Source organism: Streptomyces sp. NPDC001787, from assembly GCF_040297465.1.
Classification (GTDB): Bacteria; Actinomycetota; Actinomycetes; order Streptomycetales; family Streptomycetaceae; genus Streptomyces.
Genome location: NZ_JBEOZE010000055.1, coordinates 15,994 through 34,280, shown reverse-complemented (window position 1 = coordinate 34,280; position 18,287 = coordinate 15,994). Strand labels below are relative to the sequence as shown.

Sequence of the window (18,287 nt, the reverse complement as noted above, 5' to 3'; positions counted from 1 at the left end):
CCGAGGACGAGGTGAACGCGAAATACATCATCCCGTCGGTATTCAACGACTAGGTCGCGGGAGCCCCGGGCGCGGGCGGACTCCAGGAGCTGGGGGCGGCGGGCCCCGGGCGCGGGAGCAGCGGGCCCCGGGGCGGGGCACCGCCTCAGCGGCGGCCCCGCCTCGCGTCCCGTATCCGGCGCAGCCGGTTCACCGTCACCGGGTCCTCCTCCAGCGCCCGGCGGTCCTCGATCAGGGCGTTGAGTAGTTGGTAGTAGCGCACCGGCGACATCCCCAGCTCCTCGCGGATCGCCCGTTCCTTCGCCCCGGGACCGGCCCAGGAGCGGCGCTCCAGGGCGAGCAGCGCACGGTCCCGGCCGGACAGCGCGTCGCCGACCGCCGCGTCGCCGACCGGCACGTCGCCGGACGGCACGTCATCGACCGGCACGTCGTCGGGGCCTTTCTCGGGGACGGTCATATCAACCAACCTAATCCCCACCCCGGACACCGCCACCGGGTCCGCCGCCCCGCCCGCCGCTCCGCGCTCCTGTGCGCCCGCTACTCCGCGCTCTCCGCCCGCGTCGCCGCGCTGGAGATCGCGCCGAGCACACTGCGGGGGCTGCCGCCGGGAGCGACCGCGTCGCCGATGCTCTTCTTGACGCCCTCGCTGACCTGGGCCCAGGACGTCTTGGCGAACGGGTAGAACTGCGAGTTCGGCAGCGCCGCCAGGAAGTCCCGCAGCGGCTTGTGCGCGGCGTCGCTCTCCATCACGGCGGACGCGCTGCCGGTCACCGGCAGCATGTCGTACTCGTCGGCGAAGGCCAGCACGTTCTTGTCGGAGTACGCGTAGTCGAAGAACTTGCCGATCTGGCGGCGGTGGCCGTTCTGCTTGAAGCCCATCATCCAGTCGGCGACGCCCATCGTTCCCCGGGTGGGGCCGTCGATGCCGGGCAGCGGCACCATGCCGACATCGACACCCTTCGCCTCGGCCTTCCGCATCAGCGTGGGGTGCCCGTTGAGCATGCCGACATCGCCCTCGGTGAACGCCTCGAACGCCTTCGCCCGGTCGAGCTCGCGGGGCTCGACGGGGCCGGTGAGCCCCTTGCCGACCAGGTTGTCCTTCAGCCACTGGAGCGTGGCGACGTTCTTGTCGGAGTCGATGTTGTACGCGCCGACGTCGTCCGTGTAGCCGCCGCCCCCGCTGAGCAGCCACATCATGGTCTCGGCCTGGGACTCCTCCTGGCCGAGCGGCAGCGCGAACGGGTAGCTGACACCGCGCTGCTTGAGCGCCGAGGCGTTGCGCCGGATGTCGTCCCAGGTCTTCGGGGCGCCGAGACCGGCCTGCCCGAAGAGCTTCTTGTTGTAGAAGAGCAGCCGGGTACTGGCGACGAAGGGCAGCCCGTACTGCCTGCCCCGGACCTTGCCCGCGTCGCTCAGCACCGGCAGGAAGTTGGCCTGGGTGCGGATGGCGAGCATCTGGTCGGCGGTGTAGATCCTGCCGGACTTGGCGTAGTCGGCGTACGCCCCTATCTGGGCGATGTCCGGTGCCCTGCCCGCCTTCACCATCTCGGCGACCTTGCGGTCGACGTCCGTCCAGGGGTACACGCTGACGTCGACCTTGATGCCGGGGTTGGCCTTCTCGAAGCCCGCGGCGAGGCCGTTCCAGTACTTCTCGGAGGTGTTGGCCGCGTTGGTGCCGTAGTCGGCCGCCACCAGTTGAAGCGTGATGTCCCCCGAGCCGGAATCACCCCCGCACGACGTCAACGCCGTCGTCATTCCTAGTGCGGCCACCACCGCGGTCAGACCCATGAAGCGCCGCTGCACGGTCCCGCCCTTCCCCATCGATTGCACGCGCTCGATCGCGTCGGTCACGGACATCGGCGCCCCATGGCACCCATGTCACATCGCACCGGCGTCCCGTTTGCTTTCGCGCCTCACCACGGCCGCGAATCCGGCCCCCCGCACGGACGCCATCCGGAAGAACAGCGATTTTCCACCATCTACGCTCAGGAGGTCTACACCACCGGCGTATCGCTTCGGCAACGCACACAAGGGGGACAACCCGGGCCGCCCCCACCAGTGATTTTGTATGGATGCGCAACAAACCACTCTAGTGGACTAGACCTATCGGGGGTCGGCGGGCGAAACTGTCTCCCGTGAGACATGTCATCGCCCTCGATGTGGGCGGCACAGGAATGAAGGCCGCGCTGGTCGGGACCGACGGCACGTTGCTGCACCAGGCCCGGCGGGCCACCGGGCGCAAGCGTGGGCCCGAGGCCGTCGTCGAATCCATCCTCGCGTTCGCCGCGGAACTGCGCGCGTACGGCGAGGAGCACTTCGGCGAGAGCGCCGTCGCCGCCGGGGTCGCCGTGCCCGGCATCATCGACGCCGAGAACGGGGTCCTGCTCTACGCCTCCAACCTGGGCTGGAGCAACGTCCCCCTGCGCGCCCTGCTCGGTGAGCGGCTCGGCGTACCCGTCGCGCTCGGCCACGACGTCCGGACCGGCGGTCTGGCCGAGGGACGCATCGGTGCCGGGCGGGGCACGGACCGCTTCCTCTTCGTGCCGCTGGGCACCGGGATAGCCGGGGCCATCGGGATCGCGGGCTCCATCGAGGCGGGTGCCCACGGTTACGCGGGCGAGATCGGCCACCTCGTGGTCCGGCCCGACGGCCCGCACTGCAGCTGCGGCCAGCGCGGCTGCCTGGAGACCCTGGCGTCCGCGTCCGCGGTGACCCGGGCCTGGGCCGCCGCGTCGGGCGATCCGGAGGCGGACGCCGCGGACTGCGCGAAGGCGGTCGAGGCGGGCGACCCCCGGGCGGAAAAGGTCTGGCTGGACGCGGTCGACGCGCTCGCCGCCGGACTGGTCACCGCGCTCACCCTGCTGGACCCCAGCATGCTCATCATCGGTGGCGGTCTGGCCGAAGCAGGGGAAACCTTGTTCACACCACTGCGTGCGGCCGTCGAGGAACGTGTCACGTTCCAGAAACTGCCCCACATCGTCCCGGCGGCCCTCGGGGACACCGCCGGATGCCTGGGCGCAGGGCTGCTCGCCTGGGATCTACTCGCCACGGAGGTATCCGCCTGATGGCCGGACGCGCAGACAGCACAGTTCTCGCAGGGGCCCGGGTGGTACTGCCCACCGGGACCGTCGAGAACGGCCGGGTGATCGTCGAAGGCACCCGGATCTCCGGCAGCTCGCCGGAGGGCGCCCGGACCGTCGACCTCACGGGCCACTGGGTGGTCCCCGGATTCGTCGACATGCACAACCACGGCGGCGGCGGCGCCTCCTTCACCTCCGGCACCGTGGACGAGGTGCTCACGGGCATCCGTACGCACCGCGAGCACGGCACCACCACCCTGGTGGCCTCCACCGTCACCGGCGAGATGGACTTCCTCGCCCAGCGGGCCGGGATCCTCTCCGAACTGGTCGAGCAGGGCGACCTGGCCGGCGTCCACTTCGAGGGCCCGTTCATCTCCCCGTGCCGCAAGGGCGCGCACAGCGAGGACCTGCTGCGCCACCCGGACCCGGCCGAGGTCCGCAAGCTGATGGACGCGGCACGCGGCACGGCCAAGATGTTCACCCTCGCCACCGAGCTGCCCGGCGGCATCGAGTCCGTACGCCTGCTCGCCGAGCACGGGGTGATCGCCGCGATCGGGCACACCGACGCGACGTACGAGCAGACCGTGGAGGCCATCGACGCGGGCGCCACCGTCGCCACGCACCTCTACAACGCGATGCCCGCCCTCGGCCACCGCTCCCCCGGCCCGATCGCCGCCCTCCTGGAGGACGAGCGGATCACCGTCGAGCTGATCAACGACGGAACGCATCTGCACCCGGCGGCCCTGGAGCTGGCGTACCACCACGCCGGCGCCGGACGCGTCGCGCTGATCACCGACGCGATGGACGCGGCCGGATTCGGCGACGGCCAGTACCAGCTGGGCCCGCTCGCGGTCGAGGTCAAGGACGGGGTCGCCCGGCTCGTCGAGGGCGGCTCGATCGCCGGCTCCACGCTCACCCTGGACACCGCGTTCCGGAGGGCCGTCACGATCGACCGGATTCCGGTGGACGACGTCGTGCGGTCCATCTCCGCGAACCCGGCCCGGCTGCTCGGCGTGTACGACAGGGTCGGCTCGCTGGACCCGGGCAAGGACGCGGACCTGGTGGTCCTGGACGCGGACTTCGCGCTGAAGGGCGTCATGCGCAAGGGCGAATGGATCATCGAGCCGCAGAACGGGTGAAACCACCCGCCCCGGCCGACAGGCCGAGCACGTAACGAAGAGACGGCGGTTGACCCCGAGCACTGGGCCGACCGCCGCCTCTTTGGCATGATCGTCAGGGCTTTGCTTCACCGGAAGTAAGCGCGTTCTATCAAGGCACCAAAGGGCCGAGGCACCAAGGATCGGGGGACGGCGCAGATGATCCTGACCGTCACGCTGAACACCGCGCTCGATGTGACGTACGCCGTTCCGGCGCTCGTCCCGCACACCAGCCACCGGGTGAGCGAGATATCGGAGCGCCCCGGCGGCAAGGGGCTGAACGTGGCCCGGGTGCTCACCGCGCTCGGCCACGAGACGGTGGTCACCGGCTTCGCGGGCGGTCGCACGGGCGCGGTTCTGCGCGAACTCCTCGCGGGTACGCCCCCGGGGACGCCGTCCACCGGCTCCGCGGCCCCCGCCCCGCGCGACGCCCTGGTCACCGTCGCCGGGAACACCCGGCGCACGCTGGCCGTCGTCGACCGCTCGACCGGCGACACCACCCAGCTCAACGAGCCGGGACCGCAGATCAGCGCCGGCGAATGGGCCGCCCTCATCGGAACGTACCGGGAACTGCTCACCGGAGCGGACGCGGTCGCCCTCTGCGGCAGCCTGCCGCCCGGGGTCCACGTCGGCGCGTACGCGGAACTGATCCGCCTCGGCCACGCCGCCGGGGTCCCCGTGCTGCTGGACACCAGCGGCGAACCGCTGCGCCGCGGCATCGCGGCCCGCCCCGACCTCGTCAAGCCGAACGCCGACGAGCTGGCCCAGCTCACCGGCGCCCGCGAACCGCTGCGCGCCGCCCGTGACGCCCGTCGCCGCGGCGCCCACAGCGTCATCGCGTCACTGGGGGCGGACGGCATGCTCGCCGTCACCCCCGACGGCATCTGGCGGGCCTCCCCGCCGGCCGCCGTGCGGGGCAACCCGACCGGCGCGGGCGACTCGGCGGTGGCCGGACTGCTGTCCGGCGTCGCGGAGGGCCTCGGCTGGCCGGACCGGCTGACCAGGGCGGTGGCACTGTCGACGGCGACCGTGCTGGCCCCGGCGGCCGGAGAGTTCGACGGCCCGGCCTACGCCGAGCTGCTGCCGCGCGTCGGCATCGAACGTCTCGCACCCGCGTCCTGAACCGCGCGTCCAGCACCACTCGGCACAACAGCAAGCAGGGGGCATCATGCCGCTCGTCAGCACCGGTGAACTCGTCTCGGCCGCACAGGCCGAGGGTCGCGGGATCGCCGCCTTCAACGTCATCACGCTGGAGCACGCCGAAGCCATCGCGACGGGGGCGGAGCGCGCGGGCGCGCCCGCGATCCTCCAGATCTCCGAGAACGCCGTGAAGTTCCACGGCGGCCGGCTCTCCGCCGTCGCCGCCGCGGCCGGCGCCGTCGCCCGCGCCTCCACCGCACCGCTCGCCCTCCACCTCGACCACGTCGAGTCCGTCGAGCTGCTGCACCGGGCGCACGGGGAGGGCTTCGGCTCGGTGATGTTCGACGCCTCCAAGCTCCCGTACGACGAGAACGTGAAGGCCACCGCGGAGGCCGTCCGCTGGGGCCATGAGCGCGGCCTGTGGATCGAGGCGGAGCTGGGCAAGGTCGGCGGCAAGGAGGGCGAGGCCCCGCTGGACGCGCACGCCCCCGGTGTACGCACCGACCCGGCCGAGGCCGCCGCGTATGTCGCCGGCACCGGGGTGGACGCCCTGGCCGTGGCGGTCGGCTCCTCGCACGCGATGACCGAGCGCACCGCCGCCCTGGACCACGCCCTGATCACCCGTCTGCGTGACGCGGTCCCGGTCCCCCTGGTGCTGCACGGCTCCAGCGGTGTCCCCGACGCGGAGATCCGGCAGGCGGTCACCTCGGGCATGGTCAAGATCAACGTGGGCACGGCCCTGAACACCGCGTTCACCGGCGCGGTACGGGCGTACCTGGCCGAACACGCGACGGGCGTGGACCCCCGCAAGTACCTCGCCCCGGCCCGCGAGGCGATGGCCGCGACGGTGACGGGCTTCCTGCGGCTGATGGGCTGACCGGTCGGCCGGGCCGACTGACTGATGGGCGGTCGGCCGGGCCCCGCCCGCGCGACCGACGCCCACCGGGCCGCTGCCGCGGGCGGGAAAAACGGAGCGGCGCCGCCCCGGTCCCGTGCCGCAGCGGTCGTCTCCGCCGCGGCACGGGCGCCGGAGGCGGCGCCGCCGAACGCTCTCTGGATACTCCGGATCACGCCCTGGGCGGGGTGACCTCGACCCAGTCCAGGATCACGTTGCACTGGTTGCCGTCCTCGCACGAGATCTTGATCTCGTTGTCGCCCTTCTGGAGGGTGACCGGCGCCCAGGTGGTCTGCCAGTTCTTCTCCCAGTCCGGGTCGGAGGACTTGATGAAGTTCTTCAGTCCGATCGGCTGGGAGTTCGCCTTGCCGTTGACCGTGAGGGTGGCGAAGGCGTCGACCGCCGGAATCGCGTAGCGCACGGTCAGGGCGTACTCACCGGAGTCCGGCATGTTCGCCTTCCAGGTCGCCGAGGCGCCGACCTGGTTGAAGCCCGAGATGTAGGTGCCCTCGGCACCCTGCGCGCCCTTGACCGTCTTCTCGGTCACGGCCGATCCGCCCAGCGTCAGCGTCGCCGCGTCCTGCTTCGGCAGCTCGGCGGGCGCCTCCGGCTCCTTGGACTTCTCGGCCTTCGGGGACTCCTTGACCTCACCGGCCGGCCCCTGCGTCGTCCCGGCCTCGCTCTTCTTCTTGTCACCGTTGTCGCCGTTGACCAGGGCGACGCCGATACCGATGAGCACGACCGCGACCACGGCGACCGCCGCGATCAGCAGGGCCTTGGTGTTGGGGCCGCCGCGGCCGGGTCCGCCGCTCCTGCCGCCGCCGTTGCCGCCCTGGCGCGGGACCTGCGCGGTGGGCCCGCCGCCGGGATAGGTCTCGGGGGCCGCGTACTGCCCGTTCGGCTGGCCGTACTGCGGGGGCTGCTGGCCGTACGCCTGCTGGTGCGGAACCTGCTGCCCGTACTGGCGCTCACCGACGGTCCGCACCTGGTTGTACGAGGTTCTGGGCACGCCGGGCTGCGCGGCCGGACCGGGGTAGCCGTAGCCTCCCTGTCCGGGCGGCTGGGCGCCTGCCGCTTGTCCGTCCGCGTACAGGTAGCCGAACGGATCGTCGTCCTCGGGCTTGCTCGCGCCGTTGTTTCCGGCCGTCATCCCTGGGTCACTCCTCACCATGTCGCCAGCCGTCGCCGACCGGCCGAGCCTACCTTGAACGGAGCATCCGCCGAATTTCCCGTGACCCTTCCGGTACAGCGGCGCGAGCGGGTGCGGAGCCCGGGAGAGACCGTTCCATGAACGTCATCCGGCCCTGCGGTGAACCTTCGACCGGGACCGCTTCTCCACGTACATCCGCTGGTCCGCGGAGCGCAGGACCTCTTCCACCGTCATGCCGCACTCGGCCCATCCGATACCGAAGCTCGCCCCGACCCGGACCGCTCTGCCGTCCACCCGGATCGGCGGGATGATGGCGTTCCGCAGGCGTACGGCCAGGTCGGCGGCGTCCGCCGCGCCGAGTCCGTCCGCGAGCACGACGAATTCGTCACCCCCGAGCCGCGCGACGGTGTCCCCGTCGCGCACACAGGTGGTGAGCCGCCGGGCCACCTCGATCAGCACGGCGTCCCCGGTGTGATGCCCGAAACGGTCGTTGATGGACTTGAAGCCGTCGAGGTCGCAGAAGAGGACCGCGAGCCCCTTCGCCCCGTCGTCCTTCTCCTCGTCGGGAGCCGCCGTGTGCACATGGTGGTCGTACGGGCCGACCCCCGGCACCGGGTCCGCGTCGTAGCCGTCGGGCTGGAAGCCCTGCGCCCGGGAGGTCTCGACATCTCCGTACGCCGCGTCCAGCGCCTCTATCGCCGTGGTCGCGGTGGAGTGCGGACGCTCGCAGATCCGTTCGCTGAGCCGGGACCGGAGCTCGGCGCTGTTGGGCAGCCCGGTGAGCGCGTCGTGCGAGGCCCGGTGCGCGAGGTTCAGCTCGTGGCGCTTGCGCTCCTCTATGTCCTCGACATGGGTGAGGAGGAAGCGGGGGCCGTCCGCGGTGTCGGCGACGACGGAGTTGCGCAGCGAGACCCAGAGGTACGTGCCGTCCCTGCGCCCGAGCCGCAGCTCGGCCCTGCCCCCCTCGGCCGACGTACGCAGCAGGGTGCCGATGTCCTCGGGGTGGACCAGGTCGGCGAAGGAGTACCGGCGCAGCACGGAGGCGGGACGGCCCAGGAGGCGGCACAGGGCGTCGTTCGTCCGCAGCAGCCTGCCGTGCTGGTCCCCGCCCATCTCGGCGATCGCCATCCCGCTGGGGGCGTACTCGAAGGCCTGGCGGAACGACTCCTCGCTGGCCCGCAGCGCCTGCTGTTCCCGTTCGAGTCTGACCAGGGCGCGCTGCATATTTGCTCGGAGGCGAGCGTTGCTGATCGCAATCGCCGCCTGTGATGCATACATCTGGAGGGCTTCGCGCCCCCAGGCGCCGGGGCGGCGCCCGTTGCGCGGGCGGTCGACGGATATGACGCCGAGGAGATCCTGCTTGCCGCCGGACGCGTACATCGGGGCGTAGAGCCGGTCCAGGGGGTGCCACTCGTCCTCGAACCGGGGCTCGGGGCCCTCGGTGTGCCACTGCGGTACGTCGTCGTCGAGGAGGACCCAGCCCTCGGTGTGGGGTATGAACCGGAGTTCGTCCCAGGCCTCCCCCATGGTCAGCCTGCGTTCCCAGGAGGTGCGGGAGCCGACGCGTCCGGTGATCAGCGCTTCCGCGGCGGCGTTGCCCGCGAAGGCGGCGATGACGAGGTCGCCGTCGGGCCGGACGAGGTTCACACAGCCCAGTTCGTAGCCGAGACCGGCGACGATGCCGTCGGCCACGGTCTGCAGCGTGTCCGCCAGACTCCGCGCCGTGTTGAGATCAGCGACGGCCTGGTGCAGCTGCCGCATGGTCGCAAGACGAACGTACGGTTCCGACTCGGCCTCCATTGCTCGCACTCCCCGAGACCTCGACAGCAACTCCAGGTTTCATATCGACGTACTTGTTGTAGTGTCACGCTCACTGAATCACAGTGAGCTGTGCACCCGGTACACAGGGTCAACAAATACTGGACTCTGTGACTCAAGTCACAACAGGTGATGAAGGGTTCCCAGTGACTCCCCGGACCCGCTCATCGTTTTCTTGAACGCAAATCTGTACGTTGCACAAACCCCCCGCTCCGGCAGCGTGCCCCCGACGGCCCCCTCCAGTCCTCGTGGTTCCGGAGTCCTAGGACCCGGCTGGTCCCCTGGCCCGATGCGGCCGTCCGGCGCCCGCGGCTAGCGTGCACGGTGTGTTGCAGACAAAGCCCCCTTCCCCGCGTCCCGAACCCGTCCCTCATGCTGAGGGGGTGAGCAACGACGAGTTCCGTGCCGCCCTCGCGCGGCTGGCCGCAGGAGTGGTGCTGGTCACCGCGCAGGAGCCACCGCTCGACGAGCACGGCCGGGGCGAGGACGTCGGGATGACGGCGACCGCCTTCATGTCGGTCTCCCTGGACCCGCCGCTGGTGATGGTGAGCCTGCGCAACGGCTCCCGGATGGACGACCTGCTGGCGGAGCAGCCGCTCTGGGCCGTCTCCGTACTGGCGGGCAGCCAGCGGCACATCGCGGGCCGGTTCGCCATGAAGGGCCGGATCAGCGACCGGCTGCTCTTCGAGGACATCCCCTACGTCCGGGGAGAGGTGACGAAAGCCCCCCTGGTCGGCGGAGCGCTGGCGACCCTGGAGTGCCGTACGGAGCAGCGCGTCCTGGCCGGTGACCACACGCTGGTGATCGGACGGGTGATGACGGCGGCCCTGCCGAGCGCGGACGGCGACCCGCTGGCGTACTTCAGGGGGCGCTACCGCCAGCTGGACTGAGGGCCGAGGGCCCGAGGCCGGCTCAGGACTGAGTACCGACCGGGCCGAGACGGGGCTGAGGGCTGAGGCCGGACTGAGGCTTGACCGGTCCAAGGCCGGACTGAGGCTTGACCCGTCCGAGGCCGGACTGAGGCTTGACCCGTCCGAGGCCTGCTCGGTCCGAGGCCGGGCCCGGCGTTGGTACCCGCCGGCCCGGAGTACTGGCCGCCTTGGCACCGACCGGCCGGGGTACTGGCCGGCCCGGGGCCCGAGTGGCGGCCTCGCTACCAGTCGCGGCCCGAGCGCCCGCGCTTCGTGTCCCCGCGCTGCTTCTTCTCCCGCAGCCTGCGCTCATTGATCCCGCGGGGAATCCTGCTCTTGCGGCGCGGCTTGGGCGGCGGCGCCGTGGCCTCGGCGAGCAGGGAGGCGAGCCGTACGGCGGCCGTCTCACGGTTGCGCCACTGGGAACGGTGCTCGGAGGCCCGTACCGCCACCACACCGTTGACCAGCCGGCCCGCCAGCCGCTCCAGCGCCCGCGCCTTCCACACCTCGGGAAGCGCCTCGGTCGCCGCCAGATCGAAGCGCAGCTCCACCTGGGAGTCGCTGGTGTTGACGTGCTGACCGCCCGGCCCGGAGGACCGCGAGAAACGCCACATGAGCTCGGCCTCCGGCAGGGAGACCGAACCGCGGATGACATAGGGCCCGGACATGACACCTATGTTCCCCGCACCGCGGCCCGTACGTCACCTTCTTTTGCCATCCCCGTGCGGCGCATTGCGCCAGAACCTCGGCAAAGAAAGTAAAGGGACCAGGAACCTCGTGGTCCATCATCTGCGTTATGACGGGTGACGGTAGCTTTCGTGATGGCACGAAGCCCGTACACGACGAGGAAAGGGACTTCCCATGGCAGTAAGCCTGTCCAAGGGCGGCAACGTCTCGCTCACCAAGGAGGCACCGGGCCTTACCGCCGTCACGGTCGGCCTCGGCTGGGACGTCCGCACCACCACCGGCACCGACTTCGACCTCGACGCCTCGGCGATCGCGGTCAACCCGGCGGGGAAGGTCGTCTCCGACGGCCACTTCGTCTTCTTCAACAACAAGTCGACGCCGGACCAGACCATCGTCCACACCGGTGACAACGTCACGGGCCAGGGCGAGGGCGACGACGAGCAGATCAACGTCAACCTGGCGGGTCTGCCGGCCGACGTGGACAAGATCGTCTTCCCGGTCTCCATCTACGACGCCGAGAACCGCAGCCAGAATTTCGGCCAGGTCCGCAACGCGTTCATCCGCATCATCAACCAGGCCGGCGGCACCGAGATCGCCCGCTACGACCTGAGCGAGGACGCCGCCACCGAGACCGCCATGGTCTTCGGCGAGCTCTACCGCAACGGTGCCGAGTGGAAGTTCCGCGCTGTCGGCCAGGGCTACGCCTCCGGCCTGCGCGGCATCGCCCAGGACTTCGGCGTCAACCTCTGACGCGTTCCTGACCGTTCCACGGGAGCCCCCGGCCGCCACCCCGGCCGGGGGCTCCCGTGCGCCGTCGGCGGAGGCCCATGCCCTCGGCGCCGTCGGCGGGAGCCCGTGTCCTCGGGCGCCGGCGGGGAAAGCGCGTGCCGTTCGGCGCCGTCGGCGGGGGCCCGCGGGCGGCACGTAGGGTGCGCCGCATGATCATCGAACCGCTGGACCTCGGCGCGGGGCCCCACGACATCCCCGGTCCGCTGCTCACCGAACTCACCGCGCTCTACGCGTCCAACCAGGCGTTCCAGCAGTTGAGCGGCGACTTCCCCGACCCGGACGACATCCGCCCCGAGCAGGTCGCCGCCGCGCTCGCGGACGAACTGGCCCACCCCGACGCCGAGGTGCTGCTCGCCCGCGCGGGCGGCGCCCTCGTCGGGGTCGCCGTGACGCTCGCCCACCATCCGGACCCGGCCGACCCGGACCCGTGGATCGGGCTCCTGATGGTCGACGCGGGGCAGCACCGCTCCGGGTACGGGCGCCAGTTGGCCCGGCTCGTGGAGGACCGTTTCCGTGCGGCGGGGCGCGACGGCGTACGGATCGCCGTCCTGGAGAACAACCCCCGGGCGCTCGCCTTCTGGACCGCGCTCGGCTACGAAGTCATCGGCCATCGGCCGGACCGTCAACTGGGCCGCCCCTGCGCGATCCTGCGCACATCGCTGCACCCTCCCAAGTCCGCCGAATAACGGACACACAGGTACCCCAGTCGGACAAGAACTGGTCAAAAACTTGTGAGGCATTTGTCAGCACACCGTCAAAGACGGTCATTCGGTGGCACGCTCTCCGCTCGTAGTCCCCCCACAGGACGACCAACGGAGAACACAGATGAACCCCCACATGAACACCCGTCGTGCCGCGGCACTCGCGGCGGTCGCCGCCATGGTGGTCGCGGGCGTGCAGGCCGGTTCGGCCGTCGCCACTCCCGGCGACAGCGACTCCTCGTCGCGTACGGCCTCCGTCTCCGCCTCCGCGCTCGGCGTGAACACCGCCGCGCAGCGCGGCACGGCCATCAAGTACGCCCAGGCGGACGCGGCTTCGGCGGCCGAGACCCTCGGACTGGGCGGCCGGGAGAAGCTGATCGTCCGTGATGTGATCAAGGACGCCCAGGGCACGGTGCACACCCGCTACGAGCGCACCTACGCCGGACTGCCGGTCCTCGGCGGCGACCTGGTCACCCACATCGCGAGCAACGGCAAGCTCAAGAGCGTCGACAAGGCGACCAAGGCGCCGATATCGGTGCCGTCGACCACGCCGAAGGTGAAGAGCGCCGCCGCCGCGCGCAAGGTGATCTTCGCGGGCAGCGGCAAGCCCGTCCTCGCGTTCGAGACCGTGAAGACCGGTGTGCAGAAGGACGGCACGCCCAGCAAGCTGCACATCATCACGGACGCCATCACCGGCAAGAAGCTGCACTCCTTCGAGGCCATCGAGACCGGCACCGGAAACAGCCAGTACAGCGGTGAGGTCGAACTGACCACCACCCAGGGCGACTCCGGCTTCGAGCTCACCGACGGCGAGCGCGGCGGCCACAAGACGTACGACCTCAACCAGGGCGAGAGCGGCACCGGCGACCTCGTCACCGACGACGACGACACCTGGGGCGACGGCACCGGCAACGACCGCCAGACCGCCGCGGTCGACGCCCACTACGGCGCCGCGAAGACCTGGGACTTCTACAAGACCGCGCTCGGCCGCGACGGCATCGCGGGCGACGGCAAGGCCGCCTACTCCCGGGTCCACTACGGCGACGCGTACGTCAACGCGTTCTGGGACGACAGCTGCTTCTGCATGACGTACGGCGACGGGGCCGACAACAAGAGCGCCCTCACCGCCCTCGATGTCGCCGGTCACGAGATGAGCCACGGTCTGACCGCGGCCACCGCCAACCTGGACTACTTCGGCGAGTCCGGCGGCCTCAACGAGGCGACCAGCGACATCCTCGGCACCTCGGTGGAGTTCTTCGCGGACAACACCACGGACGCCGGGGACTACCTCATCGGCGAGAAGATCGACATCAACGGCGACGGCACCCCGCTGCGCTACATGGACGAGCCCAGCAAGGACGGCGGCTCGGCCGACTACTGGGACGCCGGCGTCGGTGACCTGGACGTGCACTACTCGTCCGGTGTCGCGAACCACTTCTTCTACCTGCTGTCCGAGGGCAGCGGAGCCAAGACGATCAACGGCGTCGACTACGACTCCCCGACCGCCGACGGCTCGACGGTCACCGGTATCGGGCGCGAGAAGGCCTACCAGATCTGGTACAAGGCCCTCTCCGTCTACATGACGTCCTCCACCGACTACGCGGGCGCGCGCGTCGCGACCGAGAAGGCGGCCACCGACCTGTTCGGCGCGGACAGCGCCGAGCTCAAGGCCGTGGGCGACGCGTGGACCGGCGTCAACGTCAAGTGAGGTGACGCGGAGCGGTCAGCGGCTGTTCCGCGGCTGCTGAGCACGTGACATGTGGTGGGAGCCGGTCAGCCCTCGGGCGGCCGGCTCTCGCCGTACAGCCAGGTGTCCCACAGCTCCGTCAGGTCCTGACCGCTCTCCTCCTCCACGTACGCGGTGAAGTCCTCGGTGGAGGCGTTGCCGTGCCGGTGGGCCTTCGTCCATCCGGCGATCAGGTCGAAGAACGCCTCGTCGTCGTCCAGGGCCAGCCGGATCTCATGGATGACCATCGCCCCGCGCCCGTACACCGGCGGCTCGGAGAGATCGGCGGCGGACGGCGGTTCGGCGGGCGGGAAGGCCCAGTTGTCGTCGTCCTCGAAGGCCTCGTCGAAGCTGTCCTGGGCCGGGATGTCCTCGTAGTCCTCCAGCCAGATCCACTCCGCGTACGTCGCGAAGCCCTCGTTGAGCCACATGTCCTGCCAGGTCCGGGGCGTGACGGAGTTGCCGAACCACTGGTGGGCCAGCTCATGGACGAGGAGCCCGGTGTCGGGCGGGCCCGGGAAGTACGGCCGGTTCTGGGTCTCCAGGGCGTACCCGGCGTCGTCCCCGCGGTCGATGACCGCGCCGGTGGAGCCGAAGGGGTACGGGCCGAAGTTCTCCGCCCCCCACTCCATGACCTCGGCGAGCTTGCCCAGGGCCGGGGCGCTCGCCTCCGCCACCTCCGGGTCCACGGCCGTGAACACCGCGACGCCGTCCGCGGTGACGGACTCCTTCGTGTCGAACTTCCCGATGGCGACGGTGGCCAGATAGCTCGCCATGGGCTCGGGTGTGTGCCAGCTGAACGTGGTGCGGTCCCCGGCCGTGCGACGGGAGGTCAGTTCCCCGTTGGAGACGGCCGTCAGCCCCTTCGGCACGGTGACCTCGATGTCGTACGCGGCCTTGTCGCTCGGGTGGTGGTTTCCGGGGAACCAGGCCGGGGAACCGGCCGGTTCGCCCAGCGCGACAGAACCGTCCGCCGTCCGCAGCCAGCCCTCCTCGGACCCGTCCGCGTCGGTGATGGTCAGCGGGGAGCCCGAGTAGCGCACGACCGTACGGAACGTGCGGCCCTTGCGCAGCCGGTCCTCGACAGCGGCGGCCGGGCGCAGCGTCAGTTCCTTGCCCGCCCGGTTGACGGCGGCCGGGCGCCCCTCGACGGTGACGCTCTCGACGTCGAGCCCGGCGAGGTCGAGGTGGAAGGCGCTGAGGTCCTGGGTGGCGCGGGCGGTGATCTCGGCCGTCCCCCGAAGCCGGTGGGCGACGGGGTCGACGTCGAGCGTCAGGCCGTAGTGGGTGACGTCGTAGCCGCCGTTGCCGAGCCTGGGGAAGTACGGGTCGCGCAGCCCGGCGGCGCCGGGGGTGCCGGTCACCCCGCCGCCGCCTCCCGTGCAGGCCGAGCCGAGGACGGCGAGCGCGAGCGTCAGCGCGGCGGCGGGCATGGTGCGTCGTACGGAGGTTCGCCGCCCGTCCGGGAGCTGCCGTACCGGGAGTTGCCGCGCTGCCGGCTGCCGGGCCGGGAGTTGCCGTGCCTCGGACTGCCGGGCCTCGGACTGCCGTACTGCGGGCTGCCGTGCCGCGGGCTGCCGGGCCGGGGTTCGCTGATCCACACCGATGATCCTATGTGCGGAATGTCGGAGTCGGCGGGCGGTCAGAGGACGGCGATACCCAGGGGACGTTCACCCGCGTCGATCCGTACCGGTGCGGCGTACCCGTCCCCGTCGTCGTGGAGGTCGACGACGGTGATGCCGTTCCAGTAGCCGTCGCGGGTGAAGCCTCCCGTGACGTACGCCGTGCGGCCGTCCCGCGACACCGCCACGTCCTCGTGCGGTCCCTCCAGCGGAACGACGCGCTCCTTGCCGTCCGGGGTGCGGACGGTGAGGGAGGGGTCCTCGTCGTCGGCGGCGATCGGGCCGGTGCCGACGACGAGAAGGGTGCCGTCGGGGGCGAGGGCCGCTCCGTGCTGGTGCGTGTCGGCGGTCATCCGCTCGATCCCCACCTTGCCGGTGCGCGGGTCCAGGACCGCGAGCCGTTCGCCCTCGAAGGGCAGGAGCAGCTTTCCGTCCGCCGGGCGTACGACGGCGTAGTGCGGCTTCAGCCAGGAGCCGAGCCCGCCCTCGGTGCCGTACGGGGCGACCTCCATCCGCCGCGGCTCCAGCGTCCCCGTGTCCACCGCCGTCACATCGAAGGAGTCGTGGCCGGTGGCGTACACCTCGCGGCCGTCGGGCGAGACGTCGATGTCGAAGGGGCGGCGGCCCACGGGCACGGTGGCGGTCACCTCGCGGGTCGCGGTGTCGATGATCTCCAGCGTCCCGTTGCCGCCGGGGACGTTGACGCCGACGTAGACGTGCCTGCCGTCGGGGGCGAGGGCGATGCCCATGCCCCCGCCCCGGTACTCGCCGGTCGTGACGGGGCCGCTCTCCGTCCCGTACGGAACGAGGGCCAGCCGGGTCCGGGTCGCGGTGTCGATGACGGCGACCCCTTCCGCGGTCGCCACCCAGGCCCGCCCGTCCTCACCGACGACGAGCCCGTACGGGGCGGTGCCGGCCTTCACCTCGGCGATCGGGCCGCGGCCCCTGCCGGGCCCCGGGTCGACGAACGTCACGGTGTCGCTGCCGAAGTCGGCGACGAGGAGGGTGCCGTTCGGGACCCTGCCGGAACCGTCCGGGGCGGGTGCGGCGGAGTCCGTCGCCGCACCGGACGAGCCGGTGGGCGTGTCGGCCGACGTGTCGGGGGCCGGGTCGGCCGCCCTGCCGCCCGCCGTGCCGTCGGCCGTGCCCGTCGCGCCCGTCCCGCATCCGGCGAGCACGGCGGCGGCGGCGAGCGCCAGTACCGTCCGGCGGACGCCCTTCCGCGCGCTCTTCCGGGCGGTCTTCCCCGCGCTCTGCCGTGCGGTCGTCCGCGCGTCCTCCCCGGCGGTCCGCGCGCTCCCGCCGGTCACCGGTCGTCCTGGAGCAGTGCCACGATCTCCGCGAAACCGCGCCGTTCGGCGTGCTCCAGGGCGGTGACGCCGTCACCGTCCGGCAGACCGGGTGTCGCCCCGGCCGCCAGCAGCAGTTCCACGATCTCCTGGTGCGCCCGGCCGCCGTCACCGAGGATCACGGCTTCCAGCAGGGCCGTCCAACCGAGCCGGTTGACGTGGTCGACGTCGATGTCCGTGGCCCGGAGCACCTCCCGTACGTAGGCGACATGGCCGCGTTCGGCGGCGGGGATGAGGGAGATGCCGCCGAACCGGTTGCGCAGTGTCAGATCCGGATCCGCCGGAAGCAGCGCACGCAGCATCGCGACGCTCCCGGTCACGCCGGTCGCCAGCCAGGGGCTGTCCTCGCGCCGGTCCTGGGCATCGGGGTCGGCGCCCGCCGCCACCAGCAGCCGCGCCGCCTCCACATGGTCGCCGAGGACGGCGAGGAGCAGCGGGGTGCGCAGTTCCTCGTCCCGGGCGTCGACGCGGGCGCCGCCCCCGATCGCGGTCCGCACTCCGTCGGTGTCGCCGGTGCGTGCGGCGGTGAGCAGGTCGTGATCGGGGGCGTTCATGCGTCTCTCCGTACGTGTGTGGGTGCGGTTACTTGGCGAGTGCGGCGACGCCCGCCTTGGCGAACTTCTCGTCGAGGTCGCCGCTGGGGGCGCCGGCCACGCCGATGCCCGCCACCGGGGCACCCTTGACCTGTACCGGGGCACCGCCCGCGAGGAACAGGGTGCCAGGGATGTCCTTCAGGTTCGGGGCCTGCTCCAGGCGCTTGGCCAGCTCGGAGGTGGGCGCGTTCCAGGAAACGGCGGTGTACGCCTTCTTCACGGCCGATTCGGGGGACTGCGGGCCCGCGCCGTCGCCGCGCAGCGTCACGATGGTGTTGCCGTTGCGGTCGACGACGGCGACGGAGACGCGCTGGTTCTCCTTCTGCGCGGCGTCGAGGGTGGCCTGCGCGGCCTTGGTGGCGGCGGCCACGGTCAGGTGGGTGCTCTGCTGGAGGTTCCGGTTGGCGGTGTCGGCCTTGACGGCGGCGGCGGGGGCGGCGGCCGGGGTGGAGGCGTTCGCGGACATCGCGCCGAAGGTTCCGGCACCCAGGGCGGCGGCGGCAACGGCACCGGTCAGGACGCGGGTGCGCAGCGACATCTTCTTCATGGTGTGCTCCTTGGTGGTCCGGTGGCCCCGGGGGCTCCGGTGGCTCCGGTGGCTCTGCGGGGCGAGCGGGCCGGTCGCCGTTTCGCTCCGATGTCGATCCTCCGGCCGGATCCGGGCCGATA

At 71.6% G+C, this 18,287-nt stretch carries 17 protein-coding genes; 8 read left to right on the top strand and 9 right to left on the bottom strand.

Annotated features, from left to right (window positions below):
- Positions 1–145: 145 nt before the first annotated feature.
- Both ABT170_RS39710 and ABT170_RS39705 read right to left on the bottom strand, forming a co-directional pair.
- A complete protein-coding gene (locus ABT170_RS39710) occupies positions 146–457 on the bottom strand; it encodes a DUF3263 domain-containing protein (protein ID WP_351875967.1) in 312 nt (103 codons plus the stop codon).
- A gap of 80 nt (positions 458–537) precedes the next feature.
- Entirely contained in the window at positions 538–1,857 is a 1,320-nt protein-coding gene (locus ABT170_RS39705; RefSeq protein ID WP_443034256.1) for an ABC transporter substrate-binding protein, read from the bottom strand.
- Positions 1,858–2,174: 317 nt separating this feature from the next.
- Between ABT170_RS39705 and ABT170_RS39700 the strand changes: the two genes are divergently transcribed.
- From ABT170_RS39700 to ABT170_RS39685, 4 genes are all read left to right on the top strand, one after another.
- Complete coding sequence (locus tag ABT170_RS39700) at positions 2,175–3,065, top strand: ROK family protein (RefSeq protein WP_443034264.1); 891 nt, start codon at positions 2,175–2,177, stop codon at positions 3,063–3,065.
- Positions 3,065–4,219, top strand: a complete 1,155-nt coding sequence (nagA, locus tag ABT170_RS39695) for an N-acetylglucosamine-6-phosphate deacetylase (protein WP_329942115.1) — start codon at positions 3,065–3,067, stop codon at positions 4,217–4,219. Before ABT170_RS39700 ends, nagA begins: the two co-directional genes overlap by 1 nt.
- A 177-nt stretch (positions 4,220–4,396) precedes the next feature.
- Positions 4,397–5,359 carry a 1-phosphofructokinase family hexose kinase gene (locus ABT170_RS39690; protein ID WP_351875964.1) on the top strand — a complete coding sequence of 321 codons (963 nt, stop codon included), beginning with the start codon at positions 4,397–4,399 and terminating at the stop codon, positions 5,357–5,359.
- A 46-nt stretch (positions 5,360–5,405) separates the two neighbouring features.
- The gene (locus ABT170_RS39685; protein ID WP_329942117.1) at positions 5,406–6,254 is read left to right on the top strand and encodes a class II fructose-bisphosphate aldolase; all 849 of its coding nucleotides are present in this window, start codon (positions 5,406–5,408) and stop codon (positions 6,252–6,254) included.
- A gap of 190 nt (positions 6,255–6,444) precedes the next feature.
- On the opposite strand, the gene ABT170_RS39680 is transcribed toward ABT170_RS39685, so the two are convergent.
- Entirely contained in the window at positions 6,445–7,422 is a 978-nt protein-coding gene (locus tag ABT170_RS39680) for a CBM35 domain-containing protein (protein ID WP_351875961.1), read from the bottom strand.
- A gap of 144 nt (positions 7,423–7,566) precedes the next feature.
- On the bottom strand, positions 7,567–9,222 hold the full coding sequence (gene cdgB / locus ABT170_RS39675; RefSeq protein WP_351875958.1) for a diguanylate cyclase CdgB: 1,656 nt from the start codon (positions 9,220–9,222) through the stop codon (positions 7,567–7,569).
- Positions 9,223–9,623: 401 nt separating this feature from the next.
- On the opposite strand from cdgB, the gene ABT170_RS39670 reads away from it, so the two are divergent.
- On the top strand, positions 9,624–10,130 hold the full coding sequence (locus tag ABT170_RS39670) for a flavin reductase family protein (protein WP_329942120.1): 507 nt from the start codon (positions 9,624–9,626) through the stop codon (positions 10,128–10,130).
- Positions 10,131–10,393: 263 nt separating this feature from the next.
- Here the strand turns inward: ABT170_RS39670 and arfB are convergent, their stop codons facing one another.
- The gene (arfB, locus tag ABT170_RS39665) at positions 10,394–10,819 is read right to left on the bottom strand and encodes an alternative ribosome rescue aminoacyl-tRNA hydrolase ArfB (protein WP_329942121.1); all 426 of its coding nucleotides are present in this window, start codon (positions 10,817–10,819) and stop codon (positions 10,394–10,396) included.
- Positions 10,820–11,012: 193 nt separating this feature from the next.
- On the opposite strand from arfB, the gene ABT170_RS39660 reads away from it, so the two are divergent.
- The 3 genes from ABT170_RS39660 (at position 11,013) to ABT170_RS39650 (ending at position 14,036) form a co-directional block, all read left to right on the top strand.
- On the top strand, positions 11,013–11,588 hold the full coding sequence (locus ABT170_RS39660) for a TerD family protein (protein WP_266932130.1): 576 nt from the start codon (positions 11,013–11,015) through the stop codon (positions 11,586–11,588).
- A gap of 188 nt (positions 11,589–11,776) precedes the next feature.
- Entirely contained in the window at positions 11,777–12,313 is a 537-nt protein-coding gene (locus tag ABT170_RS39655; protein ID WP_351875954.1) for a GNAT family N-acetyltransferase, read from the top strand.
- Between the two features lie 139 nt (positions 12,314–12,452).
- Positions 12,453–14,036: a M4 family metallopeptidase gene (locus ABT170_RS39650; protein WP_351875951.1), complete on the top strand. Its 1,584-nt coding sequence runs from the start codon at positions 12,453–12,455 to the stop codon at positions 14,034–14,036.
- Positions 14,037–14,101: 65 nt separating this feature from the next.
- Here the strand turns inward: ABT170_RS39650 and ABT170_RS39645 are convergent, their stop codons facing one another.
- The 4 genes from ABT170_RS39645 to ABT170_RS39630 all read right to left on the bottom strand — a co-directional run bounded on the left by ABT170_RS39645 (position 14,102) and on the right by ABT170_RS39630 (position 18,165).
- Positions 14,102–15,487, bottom strand: a complete 1,386-nt coding sequence (locus tag ABT170_RS39645; protein ID WP_329942249.1) for a M1 family metallopeptidase — start codon at positions 15,485–15,487, stop codon at positions 14,102–14,104.
- Positions 15,488–15,696: 209 nt separating this feature from the next.
- Positions 15,697–16,875: a YncE family protein gene (locus tag ABT170_RS39640; protein WP_443034265.1), complete on the bottom strand. Its 1,179-nt coding sequence runs from the start codon at positions 16,873–16,875 to the stop codon at positions 15,697–15,699.
- A gap of 107 nt (positions 16,876–16,982) precedes the next feature.
- Positions 16,983–17,579: an ankyrin repeat domain-containing protein gene (locus ABT170_RS39635; protein ID WP_329942124.1), complete on the bottom strand. Its 597-nt coding sequence runs from the start codon at positions 17,577–17,579 to the stop codon at positions 16,983–16,985.
- Positions 17,580–17,607: 28 nt separating this feature from the next.
- A complete protein-coding gene (locus ABT170_RS39630; RefSeq protein WP_329942125.1) occupies positions 17,608–18,165 on the bottom strand; it encodes a GlcG/HbpS family heme-binding protein in 558 nt (185 codons plus the stop codon).
- Between the last annotated feature and the right edge of the window lie 122 nt (positions 18,166–18,287).

What these genes read in the sequence shown, in the direction of transcription:
- ABT170_RS39630 (WP_329942125.1), bottom strand. Translation starts at nt 18,165, where the DNA reads ATGAAGAAGATGTCGCTGCGCACCCGCGTCCTGACCGGTGCCGTTGCC.
- ABT170_RS39680 (WP_351875961.1), bottom strand. Translation starts at nt 7,422, where the DNA reads ATGACGGCCGGAAACAACGGCGCGAGCAAGCCCGAGGACGACGATCCG.
- ABT170_RS39645 (WP_329942249.1), bottom strand. Translation starts at nt 15,487, where the DNA reads ATGCCCGCCGCCGCGCTGACGCTCGCGCTCGCCGTCCTCGGCTCGGCC.
- ABT170_RS39685 (WP_329942117.1), top strand. Translation starts at nt 5,406, where the DNA reads ATGCCGCTCGTCAGCACCGGTGAACTCGTCTCGGCCGCACAGGCCGAG.
- ABT170_RS39650 (WP_351875951.1), top strand. Translation starts at nt 12,453, where the DNA reads ATGAACCCCCACATGAACACCCGTCGTGCCGCGGCACTCGCGGCGGTC.
- ABT170_RS39710 (WP_351875967.1), bottom strand. Translation starts at nt 457, where the DNA reads ATGACCGTCCCCGAGAAAGGCCCCGACGACGTGCCGGTCGATGACGTG.
- ABT170_RS39660 (WP_266932130.1), top strand. Translation starts at nt 11,013, where the DNA reads ATGGCAGTAAGCCTGTCCAAGGGCGGCAACGTCTCGCTCACCAAGGAG.
- arfB (WP_329942121.1), bottom strand. Translation starts at nt 10,819, where the DNA reads ATGTCCGGGCCCTATGTCATCCGCGGTTCGGTCTCCCTGCCGGAGGCC.
- cdgB (WP_351875958.1), bottom strand. Translation starts at nt 9,222, where the DNA reads ATGGAGGCCGAGTCGGAACCGTACGTTCGTCTTGCGACCATGCGGCAG.
- ABT170_RS39635 (WP_329942124.1), bottom strand. Translation starts at nt 17,579, where the DNA reads ATGAACGCCCCCGATCACGACCTGCTCACCGCCGCACGCACCGGCGAC.
- ABT170_RS39700 (WP_443034264.1), top strand. Translation starts at nt 2,175, where the DNA reads ATGAAGGCCGCGCTGGTCGGGACCGACGGCACGTTGCTGCACCAGGCC.
- ABT170_RS39690 (WP_351875964.1), top strand. Translation starts at nt 4,397, where the DNA reads ATGATCCTGACCGTCACGCTGAACACCGCGCTCGATGTGACGTACGCC.
- ABT170_RS39705 (WP_443034256.1), bottom strand. Translation starts at nt 1,857, where the DNA reads ATGTCCGTGACCGACGCGATCGAGCGCGTGCAATCGATGGGGAAGGGC.
- nagA (WP_329942115.1), top strand. Translation starts at nt 3,065, where the DNA reads ATGGCCGGACGCGCAGACAGCACAGTTCTCGCAGGGGCCCGGGTGGTA.
- ABT170_RS39655 (WP_351875954.1), top strand. Translation starts at nt 11,777, where the DNA reads ATGATCATCGAACCGCTGGACCTCGGCGCGGGGCCCCACGACATCCCC.